The sequence below is a fragment of the Martinezella dioscoreae genome, assembly GCF_009176305.1.
In the GTDB taxonomy this organism is placed as follows: Bacteria; Pseudomonadota; Alphaproteobacteria; order Rhizobiales; family Rhizobiaceae; genus Rhizobium; species Rhizobium dioscoreae.
In genome coordinates this window covers 335,294-351,180 of sequence record NZ_BLAJ01000004.1, presented here as the reverse complement: position 1 = coordinate 351,180, position 15,887 = coordinate 335,294, and the positions used below count along the sequence as shown (strand labels likewise).

Sequence of the window (15,887 nt, the reverse complement as noted above, 5' to 3'; positions counted from 1 at the left end):
GAATAGTTGCGTCGGACGCTAGGCATGGCGATCGATCTGGTCTACCCAAATGCCATGGAAGACATAGATCTCAATCTTCTCATCGCCCTTGACGTCCTGCTTGCCGAGGGGAGTGTGACGGAAGCGGCAAAGCGTCTTGGCTTGAGCCCTTCCGCCATGAGCCGCACGCTGTCGCGGCTGCGTGCCGTGACGGGGGATCCGTTGCTTGTCAGGGCAGGCAGATCCCTCGTGCCGACACGCTTTGCCGAGACCCTTCGGGATCGCGTTCATGCCGTCACACTGGATGCGCGCGCCATTCTTCGGCCTGCGGCCGGCGAACTCGACGTTACCACATTGGAGACTACATTTTCGATCCGCGTGAGCGAAGCCTTTCTTGAGCTTTTGTCTGCGCCCCTTGTCGCGGCCATCACGGAGGCCGCACCCCGCGTTCGCATCCGCTTCGTGCTCAAGCGCGACAAGGAGCCACACATGTTGCGGGAAGGATTGATCGATCTGGAAATCGGCGTCTTAGGCGTGCCTGCGCCCGAGCTGCGCACGCGGCTTCTGCTTCGCGATCGGCTGGTTGGAGTGGCGCGGGAAGGTCATCCTCTGCTGACGGGCGGGCCGGTAACGGCAAAGCGCTATGCGGCCTGCCGTCACCTCGCCACGTCCAGAAAGGGAGAATTTGCCGAAACGGTCGATGAGGCCTTGGAAAGGAAAGGTCTGAAACGGGAAATCCGCGTCGTGGTGCCTGGTTTTCCGGATGCGATGAGAATTGCAGCTTCGACGGATTTCATCGCGGCTGTCCCCCTCTCCTGCCTCGGCAAGAGCAAGCTGAACGAGCCGGTGGGCGAGTTTGGTATTCGAAGCTTTGAATTGCCGTTTGAAACGCCGGAAATACTCGTAGCCGCGATATGGCATCCGCGCGTCGACGCCGACCCCGCTCATAAATGGCTGCGCAATCTCATCACGCGCGTCTGCCGCGCGGCTTACCCATGAACTGATCAGCAGGCAGTCGAACTGCGAAATGAGATGCACTGGCACGCATCGTTCCCGGCTCTGAAAACCATCTCGAGAATGGAGTGTCGGATTCTCGCTCAGCCGATCGTCTTTAAGGCAGACAAAGCCACGGAGAGCAGCAATGACGATAACGATCACCGCCTTTGAAAAATCGCCGGATCGCGGCAGAGGCCTGGCGCGCGACATGCGCGTTCGCTGGGCGCTCGAAGAAGTCGGCCAGCCTTATGAGGTGCGCCTCCTCTCCTTCAAGGCGATGAAGGAGCCTGCGCATCTCGCCCTTCATCCCTTCGGGCAGATCCCGACCTATGAAGAGGACGGCCTTGTCTTGTTCGAATCGGGGTCGATCGTGTTCCATATCGCGGAGCGTCATGCCGGGCTGCTGCCGGACGACGCCAAGGCGCGGGCACGGGCGATCACATGGATGTTTGCTGCGCTCTCCACGGTGGAGCCGCCGATCATCGATCGCGCAATCGCAAGAATCCAGGAGCGCGATCAGATTTGGTACCAGCAGCGCCTGTCCATGATCGATGAGCGCATCCACCAGCGGCTGAACGAACTTTCCGATCGCCTCGGCAGCGCCGACTGGCTCGAGGATGCATTCAGTGCCGGCGATCTTCTGATGATATCGGTCCTGCTCAGGCTGAAGGACTCGGGGCTGTTGCAGGAATATCCGAACCTCTCCGCCTATGTCGCCTGCGGCGAGGCCCGGCCGGCATACAAGCGGGCCTTCGAGGCTCAACTGGCGGTCTTCACCGCCGCATCGGCCGACTAAGCGAACTAAGACCGATCAACCGTTGTCGACCCGCAAGCCCTCAAGGAAAGTCCGGAATGCGCCCACCGCCCGTTTCGAGGTCGTCTCGGGATCGTCCGAATTGGCGATCCACTGCGCGGCACAGCTGCTTGCAGCATTGATGAGGCGAGCACCGGCTTCCACGTCGATATCAACGATGATGCCCTCCTCGCGAAGGCAACGAAGGCTTTCCCTGATCGTGGCGATACAACCGTTGGCGCTCGGCCATCCGGAGGGCTCGCCGAGCACGGCAGGCCCGTCACGAAACATGATGCGCTGGATTTCCGGCTCCAGCGCCATCTCGACATAACCGACATTCTCGTCGACGAATGCCTGCCAGCGCGACGGCGCTTTCGACGCGATCTGACAGAGCCTTGTGGTCATTTCCGCATCGATCTCGCTGACGACGGCCTGCAGAAGCCCCTTCTTGTCGCCGAAATGATGATAAAGTGCGCCCCGCGTCAGTCCGGCGTCCGCTGTAAAGTCGTCCATCGATGCATCGGCATAGCCGACGCTACCGAATGCCTTACGGCCGGCAGCCAACAGCTTGGCTCGCGTCTCCGCGATCATTTCACTGCGAGGTTTGCGCATTGCGTCTCCGTCGATCACGCACATTAATTTGCATACGCCACGTATATTAGTTGACATACGCCGCGTATGCAATTACTTCATTCACATACGCCGCGTATGTTTGCGGCCATTTCGTTCAATACAGGGAATGTTCCGATGTCCAATCCGTACAGAGCGATTTTCCGCGCACCAGGCGCCAGGAGCTTTTCGGCCGCGGCCTTCTTTGCCCGTCTTCCGCTTGCCATGGCTCCCATCGGCATCGTCGCCATGCTGTCTCAGACGCGCGGTGAATATTGGCTGGCCGGCGCCGTTTCGGCGACCTTCGCCCTGACCAATGCGTTTGTCTCGCCGCAGATATCGCGCCTCGTCGACCGGCTCGGTCAGCGTGCGGTCGTTACGCCCGCCACCATACTCTCGGTCATCGCCTTCATCATTCTCATTATCGCCGCAAACCAGGTCTGGCCGGCCTGGACACTGTTTACCTCGGCCTTCTTCGCGGCAATCATGCCGAGCATACGGGCAATGGTACGCGCCCGCTGGACGGAAATCTTCCGGGACCGGCCCGAATTGAATACAGCCTTCGCCTTCGAATCCGCCGCCGACGAGCTCGTCTACATCATGGGTGCATCTATTTCCGTCGGGCTAGCGGTCTCGCTGTTCCCGGAAGCCGGCATGGTCGTCAGCACCATCTTCCTCGCGCTTGGATCGGCGGCCTTCCTGGCGCAGCGATCGACGGAGCCGAAGGTGCGCGCGGCTGGCTCCGCAGGCTCGCAACGCTCGGCGATCCGGCTGCGGCCGGTCCAGATCATCACGCTCGCCCTGATCTTCGTCGGCGCCACCTTCGCCACGGCGGAAGTGAGTGCCGTTGCCATCACCAAGCAACTGGGAGAGCCGGGTGCCGCCAGCATCGTCATCGGCGTCTATGCGCTCGGCTCCTTCATCGTCGGTCTCATCATCGGAGCGCTGAACCTCAAGATGCCATTGCAGCGCCAGTTGCTGGTGGCCGTCAGCGTTCTCGCCCTTACCTCCCTGCCGCTTCTGGCTGCCAGCACCTCGGTCGCTCTGCTTGCCTTTGCCGTCTTCCTCAGCGGCGTTGCCATTTCCCCCACCTTCATCACCGCCTTCGGATTGATCGAACGACGCGTGCCCGAAGCCATGCTGACCGAAGGCGTGACCTGGGTGATGACCGGCATCGGTATCGGCATGGCACTCGGTGCCTTCGTCTCCGGCTGGGTGGTGGACAGCTTCGGGCCCGCAAACGGCTTCTGGGTTTCGGTCGCGGCGAGCATCACAACCGTCGCGGTGGTAGCGCTCGGACAAGCAAGCCTTTCCGGCACGCGTGCGTCCGGCTCAGCCGCCGTCACGCAACTGGCGGAATGAGCGGGCCGCCAAGTTCCAACAAGAGCCGCGCGGGGGCATATTGGTCAGTGACGAATTTGCCTTCGTGACAACATTTCCTATGCGCGCCGAAAGGTCCGTTGCCTGGCACTGACCCAGTCGAGAAAAGTCAGCACTCCCCCCAAAACCAGCAGGGCCGATGCCAGGAACCCCATGTTCAGAAGGACCGCTTCAAGGCCGATATCGCGGACATCCAGGAACGGGTATGGATAGAAGTGGGAGACATATCCATGCGCAAGCGTATAAGCGGAGTATGCCGCGGGAAAAGCCAACCACCAGAGCACATCGCGCCAGGAAAGCCTGCCGCGCTCACTCAGAAAAATCCAATCCGCGGCGTACAGCAGCGGAACGCAATAATGGAGTATCTGGTCTCCGAACAATTGCCACCCGCGAGGGTGCCAAACGTCCCTTAGCATCAAAGCGTAAACGATGCCGGCGATCCCCACGTAAAGAAGAAGGGCGCTTCGTACCGACGGCTTGTTCGCCCATTTGCCGATCGACGAGAGCGGCGCAGTTTGCGCGCAAACTAGTATCACAGCGAGCAGAAGATTGGATTGCATGGTGAAATAGCTGAAGAAATTCACCGTCATCGTCAGCCGTGAAACATGCACGCCCGGTGTGATGGCGATATATGAGACCGCGATACCCGATAAAGCGAGCATGGCAAGCAGATAGCGATAGACGCGGATCAAGCCCGCCATGAAGTCCTCCCCGCTGAATTGACGCCGGAATGGGGCCAGGAAGAATTCAGCATCGTATCGTTCGACTTCATCGAAACCCTATATCTCATTGATGACAGACCAGCCTCGAAATCCCCAGCAACTCCACCGAACTCCGCGGCAAAATCGACTGTATTGAAGACATCTACCGCCTCGCAGAAGAATACGCGATTGCGGCAAATCAAAAGCAGGCGTCGAACGGCCAACCATCGGCCTGCCGCCCTTCCCTCCGACCACGCGATATTTCTCGGGCCGGCTTTCTCTGGGGAGCAGGCGCGGCGGTCTCAGGCGAGCCCAGGGATCGGAATGCCGAAAGTCTGCAGAAGCAGGATCACGTTCAGGCACAGGATCACGATCGTTCCGACGATCGCGGCGATATCGGTCATCCGGCCGTTTGCGAAATCCCCCATGATGGCGCGATTACGCGTGAACATGACAAGCGCGATCATCGGAACCGGCAGCGCGAAGGACAAGACGACCTGGCTATAGAGCAAGGCATCGGTCGTATTGACGCCGAAGAGAACGACCGCGAAGGCCGGCAGCATCGTCACGAGACGGCGCACCCAGATCGGAATATGGAAGCCGACGAAGCCCTGCATGATCATCTGACCGGCCATGGTGCCGACAGCCGACGACGAAATGCCTGAAGCCATAAGCGACACCAGGAAGACGGCGGCCGCCGCGCCGCCCAGAAGCGGCGTCAGCATGTGATAGGCGGTCTCGATCTCGGCGACCTCGGGATGGCCGGCATGGAAGGCGGCCGACGCCATGACCACCATGGCGATATTGACGGCACCGGCCACCGCCAGTGCGATGATGCACTCCCAATTCGAAAAACGGACCAGCTTGCGCCGCTCGAAATCATTGCGGGCCGGCGCGCGATGCTGCGTGAGGCCGGAATGCAGATAGACGGCATGCGGCATGACCGTTGCGCCGATAATGCCGACAGAGATGGTCAACGCAGTCATGTCAGGCATGGATGGGGTCACGAGCCCCAAGCCGACCTGCCCCCAGGCCACCGGCGCGATGAACATTTCGATGACGTAGCAAAGGCCGATGACGGCCACCAAAGCGCCGATGATGAGTTCCATCGGCCGGAAGCCGCGGCCCTCGAACAACAGGACGCCATAGGTGACGATGGCGGTCACCGCCATCCCGGCCAAAAGCGGCATCTGGAAGAGCAGCGACAGCCCGATGGCGCCCCCGAGGAACTCGGCAAGATCGGTCGCCATGGCGGCAACCTCGCTGACAATCCACATCGCGATGCGAACCGGCGTCGAAAACCGATCGTGGCATATCTCGGCGAGATTGCGGCCGGTGACGATGCCGAGCTTGGCCGACAGCGCCTGGAACAGCATGGCGATCAGATTCGCCATCAGCACCACCCATAGCAGCGAATAACCATAGCTGGAGCCTGCCTGGATATTCGTCGCGAAGTTGCCGGGATCCATGTAGGCGATGGAGGCGATCATGGCGGGGCCGGCAAAGAGCAGCATCGCGCGGACACCTCGCCGCCGTCCAGCCAGCACCTCTCGGATCTGCTCATCCGTCCGTTCCGACAATGTCGGTTGCCTCACTATTTCAGTCATCGCATTTCTCCAGCCTTGGGGAGTCGGCATAGATTTTGTAATTGCAAATCATTCTTAATTGCAAGATATGGGAAATCGAGCGAGCGTCAACCATTTTTGCAAATCAGTATCAATTGCAAAAAGAACGGGACCGCCTGCTAGATGTAATTAGGTCTCAATATCAATCTGGAGGTAGTATGCTCGACAGCGTGGAATGGTCTGTCTTGGCGGAAATGGCGGGCGCATTTGCCGCCGCCCTGGCGGCGGTCCCAAGCACTGCTGAAGAAAATTCAAAGCGGTTACGGCCTTCACGATCATCGCCGACATGGCAAGGAACGTTGCAAGTGATGACGCGACCGTTGAATCCATCGCCAAGCCGGGCGCGCAGATCACGAATACAAGCCGACGCCGGGAGATATTCAGCGGGCACCAGGGGCAAAGCTCATTTTCTCGAACGACCTGTGGCCGCCGGATTACCCGATGTTCTTGCGGCCGCGCGCTCTTTTCAAGGGTCTGACATAGATCTCGAGCTTGTGCCCGACGATCTCGAAACCATGCTTGCGCGCAATCTCTTCCTGAAGGCGCTCGATTTCATCGGACCGGAATTCGGTGATCGTGCCGGTCTCCATATTGATCAGATGGTCGTGATGCTCCTGATCTGCACTTTCGAAACGCGCCGGACCGTTTCCGAAGGAATGACGCTCGAGAATGCCGTTTTCCTCAAGGATGCTCAGCGTGCGGTAAACGGTGGCGATCGCGATGCCGGGATCGATCGCCGTGACGCGGCGATGAATTTCCAGTGCGTCCGGATGATCCGACGCCTCGGACAGAACCTTGGCTATTGCCTGCCTCGGTGCCGTCAAGCGCAGTCCCTTCTCCTTGCAGAGCCGGGCAATATCTTTCTTTTCATTCATGGATCAGAACCCAAATACATCGGCGCATCGCAATTATCGTGATTCCACGCCAAGCCCCAGCGCAACCTCTTCTGCTTTACAGTCATCGACACCGCATCGCAACGATCCGGCGGAGACGCCTCGGTAAGCGCCCCGACGCACAGACGGCAGCCCACACCAAATTATCAGTTGATATCCCCACCTTGCCCCTAGAAGGTGATTTGCCTCTCGCGACAGCGAAAAAGATCGTCAGATGCGCATCCGTGGCACATCGTTGGGATCGAGGCGCAGCTCGATCAGCACCGGGCGGCTACGATTCCTGATGGCGTCCAGAGCCCCTTCAAGCTCATGAGCCGAGCTGACCGCAACCCCGTGTCCGCCGAGCGCGGTCGCGACCTCGGCAAAGGAAGGCCAGTTGAACTGGGTTAGCCCCGGATCCATGCTGCGATCACGAAATTGGATATGTTCGGCCCCATAGGCGGAATCATTGCAGACGATGACGATCAGGTCCTGCCCGAGGCGCACGGCGGTATTGAACTCGTTGACGCCGCTCATCATGAAACCGCCATCGCCGGTGAAAAGCACCACCGGGCGATCCGGCGCGGCGACGCTTGCGCCAATCGCTTCCTGCAATCCCAGGCCGATCGAGCCGAAATTTGCCGTCACGACAAAACTCCGCGGGTCGCTGACGGAAATCCGGCACCAGACCTCGGTCATGAAACGCCCGCCGTCAGTCACAAGCACTCGGTTCTTCGGCAGGGCCTTTTCCAGCTCTTCGAGCGCCCAGATGTAGTTCACATATCCCGCGCTCGTCTTGCCGCGCTGATCGCGTGGATGGGTGGTCAGCGATGGAACATCCAGTTCTTGCGTCAAGCCGCTCGGCGGAATTTCAGCCGCATCCAGCCAATGGACGAAATTGTCTGCCGTCAGGCCTGAATCGGCCACCAAGGCCGCATCCGGATGAATGTTCTTGCCGATCGCGCGCGCATCCATGTCAATCTGGACGACGCGCTTACCCTTCAGGAGCTTGCCCCTGTCAGTGGTGAAATCATGCAGTCCCGCTCCGAAGCAGATCAGGCAATCCGTCCTGGCGATCAGGTCATAGGCGGCAGGGGTGCTGAGCGTGCCGAAAATGTCCATATTATAGGGATGGCCACCGAAGAGCCCCTTTGCTTTCAAGGTCGTCGCAAGCGGAGCCTCCAGCCGGTCCGCCAGGCGGATAAGCTGATCGCGCGCAGCGCAAGCCCCGCCGCCCGCGAGGATGAGCGGACGCTTTGCAGAGGCAATTATGCCAATGGCCCTGTCCAACCCATCTCCTTCAGGCACATATCCGGGGGCATCGAAGACTTCGAACACGGCCCGCATGTGGGCCTGCTCGCACCACATGAAATCGGCCGGCATGTTCAAGACGATCGGGCGCCGCTCGACTCTCGCACGATAGAAAGCGCGGGCAACGTCCCACGTTGCCGTTTCTGGCGAGCGCATCTGCTCGAAGCCGGCGCCGGTGGCCTTGACCACCTCGCGCTGGTCGATGCTCTGCAGATGGTGCGGGTTGACGACCGGCGTGTCACCCGCCAGGAGCACCATGGGGATGGAACCGCGGGCACCTTCGGTGAGCGCGGTGACGCAGTTGGTCAATGCCGGACCGTGGGTCACGCTCGCCACACCGACCTTTCCGGAGACATGGGCATAGGCGAGCGCCATAAGGACCGAGCTTCCCTCATGGGCCGCCGGCACGAAGCGGCCGCCGCATCCGCGTACATAGTGGTCGATCATGAAGAGGTTGGCATCCCCCATGAGGCCGAACATCGTGCCGGCATCGTGATCGCAAACCGCACGTGCAATCGACTGGTACACATAGATCGCATTCTCGGCCATCTTGAGTATTTTCCCTCCCGCAGCGCCTCAAATCACTGATGCTCAGAATATCAGCAAGAGCGTGCAAAAGGCGCGCAAGTTCCAGATAGAAACCCTATCGCTGCGCAAGGTAGTTTCACAAATTGAAAAAGAATGCACGATACGTGCACGAACTCATCCAGGGTTCATCGTGCCATCAAAATCCGCCATCCCCCCGGAAGATGGAGGCGGTTCCAGGACGCGAGGTATTAAGGGGACCAAATGATTTTGTCCCAATTCTGCGGCCGCTGACGAGGCAGGCCAACTCTCCTATCGGGAAAGATGGAGGTTCTCGCCCGCAAGTTTCTGCTTGGTGTCATCAAGCTTATTATAACCTGCCTGTATGATATCGATATCGGCTGCATGACCGACGCCGGCCAATTTATAAAGCACATCGCCAACAGCTATATCCACGCGTGGCTTGTTCTGCGAATAGACTTTCTCGATAATCGGCTGGATTGCATCCAAGGCGCCGCCGGCAGCGAAATAGAGCTCCAGAGCTCGATATAAAAACGCATCCCGGCGATCGTTCAAATCCAGCAGCGACTCGTGGCCGACGCTCGAAGCCAACAACCTGACCGCCTTGTTTTGATACTCACTCATTATACCCCACCCAAATCTTCTGAATGATACTCGAGCCCGAAAATGGACTATATGTTTCTGCCCATGTATTCTTTCGCGAGACTGAACCGGCCTCAATGGCCGCATCGTCACTTGTGTCGACGCGAGGGGATATAAAGTCGCTGCTCCGTGTCGGCCGCATGGAGCGTTCCCCCTCCCAATTCCACCAGCGAAAGATCGCGGTCCGCCAACCAGACCAGCGCGGGCATGGCCTTCTGGTAAGGTGTTTCGCATTTTTCTATAAAGTCATCGGACGGCGCACACCGTAACGTGCAACGCTCGTTTGGAGGAAACGAGAAACGCAAAGGTATGGAGGAGATTACCTTGGCAATAGCAGCAGAGGAAAATACCGCACGCCCGGTCCCCGAAGATGAAAAGCTCAGCCTTGGTGCCAATCTGGCCTATGGCCTTCAACATGTCCTGACCATGTATGGTGGCATCGTTGCCGTTCCGTTGATCATCGGCCAGGCATCGGGCCTGACACCTCCCGACGTCGGCCTGCTCGTAACCGCATCGCTGTTTGCCGGCGGTCTCGCGACCATCCTGCAGACGATCGGAATACCGTTCTTCGGCAGCCGTCTCCCCCTGGTGCAGGGCGTATCCTTTTCCGGCGTCGCTACGATGATTGCCATTACCGGACATGGGGGCATCCAGGCCGTTCTCGGCGCAGTCATTGCGGCGTCCTTCATCGGGCTCCTCATCACGCCCGTCTTTTCACGCATCACCCGCTTCTTTCCGCCGATCGTCACCGGCATCGTCATCACCACTATCGGGTTGACGCTGATGCCGGTCGCGGCGGGCTGGGCGATGGGCGGCAACAGGAGCACGCCGGATTTCGGCAGCCAGGCCAATATCCTGCTTGCGGCGGTAACGCTCGTGATCGTGCTGCTGCTCAGCAAGTTGGGTAGTGCCGCCATATCAAGACTATCGATCCTGCTCGCCATCATGATCGGTACCGGGATCGCCTATGCGGCCGGCATAGCGGACTTCTCGCGGGTGACGAGCGGCCCCTTCGTAGCGCTGCCGCAGATCTTCCATTTCGGCTATCCCGTGTTCGATACCGCGGCGATCATCTCGATGTGCATCGTCATCATGGTGACGCTGGTCGAAACCTCGGCGGATATCCTCGCCGTCGGCGAGATCGTCGGCACCAAGGTCGATGCGCGCCGGCTCGGCAACGGCCTGCGTGCCGATATGCTTTCCAGCATCCTCGCGCCGGTCGTCGGCTCCTTCACCCAGAGCGCCTTTGCCCAGAATGTCGGCCTCGTGGCCGTGACCGGCATCAAGAGCCGATTTGTGGTGGCGACCGGCGGCCTCTTTCTCGTCGCTCTCGGCTTGCTGCCGATCGTCGGCCGCATCGTCGCCGCCGTTCCGAGTTCCGTCCTCGGAGGGGCAGGCCTCGTCCTGTTCGGGACGGTCGCGGCAAGCGGTATCCGCACGCTCGCCAAGGTCGACTATGAGAACAACATGAACCTCATCATCGTGGCGACCTCGATCGGCTTCGGCATGATCCCGATCGCCTCACCGGGCTTCTACGAACACTTTCCCGCATGGGTCATCACCATCTTCCACTCCGGGATCAGCTCGGCGGCATTGATGGCGATCGCGCTGAACCTCCTGTTCAATCACCTGACGACCGGAAACTCGGATCAGCAATCGGTCTTCGTCGCGGGAACGGAACGCCTGATCCGCTATCAGGACATTGCCGGCCTGCATGACGGCGATTATTTCCTGAACGGCAAGCTTTACGACGCCAATGGCGCGGAAGTTCCATTGGTCCCCGCGGAAGCCCATTAAAACACAGCGGGACCTGCTTCGGCGGCTGCGAATCATTCCGCACGGCTGAGTCCGCCTGCCAAACCCCGTGGACCCGCGGCCCCACAATTGCGCCGATCTCGTAATCCAGCCATTTGACCGGGGGACACCTGCTACTGAAGTATTGCCCGAGTCCGCGAGTGGCCTGCGCTAAGTTCGGCTCAAGGCGCGCTGCCGAGCAGCACTTCCCCTCTCCACCCGTAGATTGGCAGGTCGTAAACCACGACCTCCGATCCCTCCGCAATTCATCTAACTGACTTGAATAAGATTGAGTCAGGATTCGCGCTACATGCCCCCTCGGTGTTTTATTGTATAGTTTGTATTCTTTACTTATTATTTTTGCGATATTTTCGATTAATAACATACATTTGGTATGTTTACTACGTATAGATTTCTAATATACTTCATATACATACTAAGGTCGCGTGATTTTATGGTGTATTTTTGCATCTTTGACGAATTTACGACGATAATTACTTCACGGCTCCGAATTATTCTATTCCGATGCATCAAAAGCCCCGCTAGCGTGCCAGCACGAAAGTCTTTCGGGCTTTCGGTAAGAGGGAACACCGAATTGATGAACGTGGCGGAAGACGTCCGGCTGCGTTCCGATCCGGCAAATCGATTGGAGAAAAAATGAATATCAAGAGCCTTCTTCTCGGCTCCGCTGCTGCCCTGGCAGCAGTATCCGGTGCTCACGCGGCTGACGCGATCGTCGCAGCCGAGCCGGAGCCGCTGGAATACGTCCGCATTTGCGACGCATACGGCGCAGGTTACTTCTTCATCCCGGGCACCGAAACCTGCCTCAAGATCGGCGGTAAGGTTCGTACCGAAGGCAAGTGGTACGACGCCTACAACCCAGACACTCACTTTGGCACTCTCTGGCACACTCGTGCCGAGCTGCAACTGCAGACGGCAACCGACACCGAATACGGCCCGCTGAAAACCAACACCGAGCTGCGTTGGGACTGGAACGACGGCGGCGCTACGGCTACCAACCTGCTACACGCCAGCATCAGCCTCGGTGGCTTCACCGTTGGTAAGGAAGACTCGCAGTTCAACGTCTTCACCGGTTATGCCGGCGACGTCATCAACGACGACGTGATCGCCGACGGCCCGTACGAACTCAACCAGATCACCTACAACTACGACGCCGGCAACGGCTTCACGGCTGTGATCTCGCTCGAAGACAGCAACTCAGGCTCGGGTGCCACGGGTGCAAACGGCGAAGACAGCCACAACCATTACGCTCCTGACGTGGTCGCCGGTGCTGGCTACAAGGCCGGCGCATGGAGCTTCAAGCTCGTTGGTGGTTACGACTCGATCGTCGAAGAAGGCGCCATCAAGGCTCGCGTAGACGCTGACTTCGGCGTATTCTCGGCCTTCTTGATGGGCGCCTGGAACACCGATGGCGACAAGTTGAACAAGTATGCGCCTGGCGATTCGATCGGCCAGAGCTGGGGTGACTGGGCTGTCTGGGGCGGCGTTGGCGTACCGGTCAACGAGAAGCTGAAGTGGAACCTCCAGCTCGCCTACACCGACAACAAGACCTTCTCGGCAACGACGAACGTCAAGTGGAAGCCTGTCAAGAACCTGCTCATCGAGCCGGAAGTCACCTACACCAACTGGGACTCCATCAATCAGGACCAGTGGGCTGGCATTCTCCGCTTCGAGCGTACGTTCTAATCTGATCTGAACTAGACCTCCGATCAGAGACGGAAGAAGACCTGGTTTCCCTCCAGGTCTTCTTCTATTTTACTGCAGCTGTATTCGGGCGGTCATTCCAGGCCGCATGGCCGGCAAGCCCCAATCGCGCGATCGGATGGGGCGTCGATCATCAATGGGCTGATCCGACGATGATTCCGCCGGGCCTACGGCGGCGCCACCGAACGGCTCGCATGGCGCCTCTGACATTTGAAGGTTGATTTCGGTGCCCCTGGCTTCGTTTTTGTCGATCTGCCGACGACAGGCACACTCGCTTCACGCAAATGTTTCGAGAATCTTTCTCGAAGGAAAGCATCTGTCTGGTTGCCAAAAAACCATAATTGTTCCACCTAGATTATAGATTGAACATTTAACGATTGAGAATCGGGCCAAGACTTGATGCGTACGAAATATGGTTTCCTCTGCCTGTTCCTGGCATTTGCTTCATCGGCATATGCTCTGGAAGCCGGTTCACCGCCAGTTTTGACACCACTGCCGCAGCAGGCGCAGGCCGCGCATTTGACGGCGCAATTTCTGCAGCGCTTCCACTATAAGCCGGTCCCACTGGACGACGTCCTCTCCGCCAGGATCATGAATCGCTTCATCAAGTCCCTTGATCCGGACCGTGTCATCTTCCTGCAGAGCGATATCGACAAGTTCATGGCGGGCAGCACCAAGATCGATGACGCCATCAATCAGGAAGACTTGAATATCCCGTTTTCCATTTTCAATGTGTACGAGCAGCGCGTCGTCGACCGCATGACCTATGCGCGCAGCCTGCTCAACCAGAAGCTGGACTTTACCACCAAGGAAGACTACGCGCTCCTGCGCGACAAGGAGCCTTGGCCACAAACCGAGGCGGAAAGCAACGATCTCTGGCGCAAACGGGTCAAGAACGACTGGCTGCGCCTCAAGCTAGCCGGCAAGGATGATGCCGCCATTCGCGATACGCTCGACAAGCGCTACGAAAACTCCCTCGAGCGCGCCTATAAATACAAGAGCGACGATGTCTTTCAGACATTCATGGACGCCTATACGACGTCGGTCGACCCGCATACCGACTATTTCGGCGCGACCGCCTCGGCCGAATTCGATATTTCCATGAAGCTCTCTCTGGTCGGTATCGGCGCGGTGCTGCAGGAAAGGGATGATTACACCACGATCCGCGAACTGGTCGCAGGCGGCCCGGCGCAACTCTCCGGCAAGCTCGCGGTCGGCGATCGCATCATCGGCGTCGGTCAAGGCGAAAACGGTCCGATCAAGGAAGTCGTCGGCACGCGACTCGATGAAATCGTGCAGATGATACGCGGCGCCAAGGGGTCAGTCGTACGCCTTGATATTTTGCCCGCCGATGCCGGGCCGGATGGCAAGCATCACGTCATCAGTCTCGTCCGTGACAAGATCAGCCTCGACAAGCAGGCTGCCAAGCAGACGATCCTGTCGGTAAAGGATGGTAATACGACGCGCAGGATCGGCGTGATCACTCTGCCGGCTTTCTATGAGGATTTCGAAGCCCGGCGCAAGGGCGACAAGGACTACCGCAGCGCCAGCCGCGACGTCGCCAAGCTTCTCGGCGAGTTGAAGCAGGAAAAGGTCGACGGCGTCCTGATCGACCTGCGCAACAATGGCGGTGGCTCGCTGGCCGAAGCGATCGACCTGACAGGCCTGTTCGTCGGCAAGGGTCCGGTCGTCCAGCAGCGCGATGCAGGCGGCGAGGTGGAGGTCGAGAGCGATGACCTTGCCGCTCCGGCCTGGACCGGCCCGGTCGGCGTGCTGATCAATCGCGGCTCAGCATCGGCCTCCGAGATTTTCGCGGCGGCGATCCAGGATTACGGTCGCGGCGTGATCATCGGCGAACCGAGCTTCGGCAAGGGCACGGTGCAAACCGTGGTCAATCTCGATCAGGTGGCCCACAATCAGAAACCGAAATTCGGCGAGCTGAAACTGACGGTCGCTCAATTCTTCCGCGTCAACGGCGGTACGACGCAGTTGCGTGGCGTGACGCCGGATATCAGCCTGCCGGGACTTGCCGACCTCAAGACCTTCGGCGAATCCAGCTACGACAACGCGCTGCCTTGGACACAGGTAAAGCCGGCCAATTACAAGCCCTGGGGTGACATCCAGGCGCTGCTGCCGCAGCTGCAAGGTCGCCATGACGCGCGCGTGAAGGATGATCCAGAATACCAGCGCTTCGTGGAAGACGTCACCACGCTGAAGGAGCAGCGCGACAAGAAGGTCATCTCTCTCAACGAAGCCGAACGCCGCAACGAGTTGACCGCCCAGGCAAACCGCATCAAGGCGCGCGGACAGTCCAATGACGGCATCGATACCGGCGAGGATGATGGCCTGCAGGCCAACGAGCGCAGCCTGAGCGCCGATATCGCCATCGAAAAGGCCCGCAAGAACGCAAAGGATATACTGCAGAACGAGGCTGCCTCCATCGTTGCCGACGAGGCGGACCTGCAGGCCGGCACGTCGAGGGCCGCGGCAAAATAGTCGCGAAACTACATCGTGTTGCTCACGACCGAGGAATCGACGTCGCCGCCGTGACGTCGACCACCACCTCGCCGGCTGTGGGTGCATAAGACTCACAGCTAAAGCAAAATGCCAAAAAGTGTGGATGACTTTTGGGCACATCCGCTCTATCTATTTAATTTTAAAGTGAATTCTTATTTAGGGTTGGACAGGCCTGAATTCATCTGCCTCTGGGGCCTCAGCTACGTTTCAGCTACCCGTTGTAAGCTATGTGCGTGCGATACTTGCGCCCCCAACAAAGTTTCGCACGAGGCGCCGATAAGGCTCTCTGCTCTGCCTCGTGCCCATGAGGCAGAGCTTTCCCGCCTTGACCACGCTCAACGAGTTTCGGCTACGCCATTGAAGGCCTGGGAAACTCTCGCGGCGATCCTCATCCAAT

Annotated in this window: 12 protein-coding genes and 1 pseudogene; 7 read left to right on the top strand and 6 right to left on the bottom strand. The window is 59.0% G+C overall.

Annotated features, from left to right (window positions below; all coding sequences use genetic code 11):
• Nucleotides 1-54: 54 nt before the first annotated feature.
• A complete protein-coding gene (locus GDN47_RS18840) occupies nt 55-978 on the top strand; it encodes a LysR family transcriptional regulator (protein WP_113353568.1) in 924 nt (307 codons plus the stop codon).
• 142 nt (nt 979-1,120) lie between these two features.
• Complete coding sequence (locus GDN47_RS18835; protein WP_113353285.1) at nt 1,121-1,771, top strand: glutathione S-transferase family protein; 651 nt, start codon at nt 1,121-1,123, stop codon at nt 1,769-1,771.
• Nucleotides 1,772-1,786: 15 nt separating this feature from the next.
• On the opposite strand, the gene GDN47_RS18830 is transcribed toward GDN47_RS18835, so the two are convergent.
• Nucleotides 1,787-2,380, bottom strand: a complete 594-nt coding sequence (locus tag GDN47_RS18830) for a TetR/AcrR family transcriptional regulator (protein ID WP_162748838.1) — start codon at nt 2,378-2,380, stop codon at nt 1,787-1,789.
• A 135-nt stretch (nt 2,381-2,515) separates the two neighbouring features.
• Here GDN47_RS18830 and GDN47_RS18825 point away from each other — a divergent pair, with 135 nt between their 5' ends.
• A complete protein-coding gene (locus GDN47_RS18825; protein ID WP_152093983.1) occupies nt 2,516-3,739 on the top strand; it encodes an MFS transporter in 1,224 nt (407 codons plus the stop codon).
• A gap of 77 nt (nt 3,740-3,816) precedes the next feature.
• On the opposite strand, the gene GDN47_RS18820 is transcribed toward GDN47_RS18825, so the two are convergent.
• Nucleotides 3,817-4,458, bottom strand: a complete 642-nt coding sequence (locus tag GDN47_RS18820; protein ID WP_233788503.1) for a Pr6Pr family membrane protein — start codon at nt 4,456-4,458, stop codon at nt 3,817-3,819.
• A gap of 302 nt (nt 4,459-4,760) precedes the next feature.
• A complete protein-coding gene (locus GDN47_RS18810; protein ID WP_113353287.1) occupies nt 4,761-6,065 on the bottom strand; it encodes an Nramp family divalent metal transporter in 1,305 nt (434 codons plus the stop codon).
• Between the two features lie 212 nt (nt 6,066-6,277).
• Here GDN47_RS18810 and GDN47_RS32370 point away from each other — a divergent pair.
• Nucleotides 6,278-6,506, top strand: a pseudogene (locus GDN47_RS32370) (metal ABC transporter solute-binding protein, Zn/Mn family); the annotation flags it as partial.
• An 11-nt stretch (nt 6,507-6,517) separates the two neighbouring features.
• Here GDN47_RS32370 and GDN47_RS18800 read toward each other — a convergent pair.
• From GDN47_RS18800 to GDN47_RS18790, 3 genes are all read right to left on the bottom strand, one after another.
• On the bottom strand, nt 6,518-6,958 hold the full coding sequence (locus tag GDN47_RS18800; RefSeq protein ID WP_113331169.1) for a Fur family transcriptional regulator: 441 nt from the start codon (nt 6,956-6,958) through the stop codon (nt 6,518-6,520).
• A 228-nt stretch (nt 6,959-7,186) separates the two neighbouring features.
• On the bottom strand, nt 7,187-8,815 hold the full coding sequence (locus GDN47_RS18795; protein ID WP_152093982.1) for a thiamine pyrophosphate-binding protein: 1,629 nt from the start codon (nt 8,813-8,815) through the stop codon (nt 7,187-7,189).
• Nucleotides 8,816-9,103: 288 nt separating this feature from the next.
• Nucleotides 9,104-9,436, bottom strand: coding sequence for a hypothetical protein (locus GDN47_RS18790; RefSeq protein ID WP_229002209.1), 333 nt, complete (start codon nt 9,434-9,436; stop codon nt 9,104-9,106).
• Nucleotides 9,437-9,778: 342 nt separating this feature from the next.
• Between GDN47_RS18790 and GDN47_RS18785 the strand changes: the two genes are divergently transcribed.
• The 3 genes from GDN47_RS18785 to GDN47_RS18775 all read left to right on the top strand — a co-directional run bounded on the left by GDN47_RS18785 (nt 9,779) and on the right by GDN47_RS18775 (nt 15,469).
• Nucleotides 9,779-11,251 (top strand): nucleobase:cation symporter-2 family protein, encoded by a 1,473-nt coding sequence (locus GDN47_RS18785; protein WP_113353572.1) that lies wholly within the window; start codon nt 9,779-9,781, stop codon nt 11,249-11,251.
• A 654-nt stretch (nt 11,252-11,905) separates the two neighbouring features.
• Complete coding sequence (locus GDN47_RS18780) at nt 11,906-12,955, top strand: porin (RefSeq protein ID WP_113388755.1); 1,050 nt, start codon at nt 11,906-11,908, stop codon at nt 12,953-12,955.
• Nucleotides 12,956-13,372: 417 nt separating this feature from the next.
• Nucleotides 13,373-15,469 carry a carboxy terminal-processing peptidase gene (locus GDN47_RS18775; protein WP_113353290.1) on the top strand — a complete coding sequence of 699 codons (2,097 nt, stop codon included), beginning with the start codon at nt 13,373-13,375 and terminating at the stop codon, nt 15,467-15,469.
• The last annotated feature ends 418 nt before the right edge of the window (nt 15,470-15,887 follow it).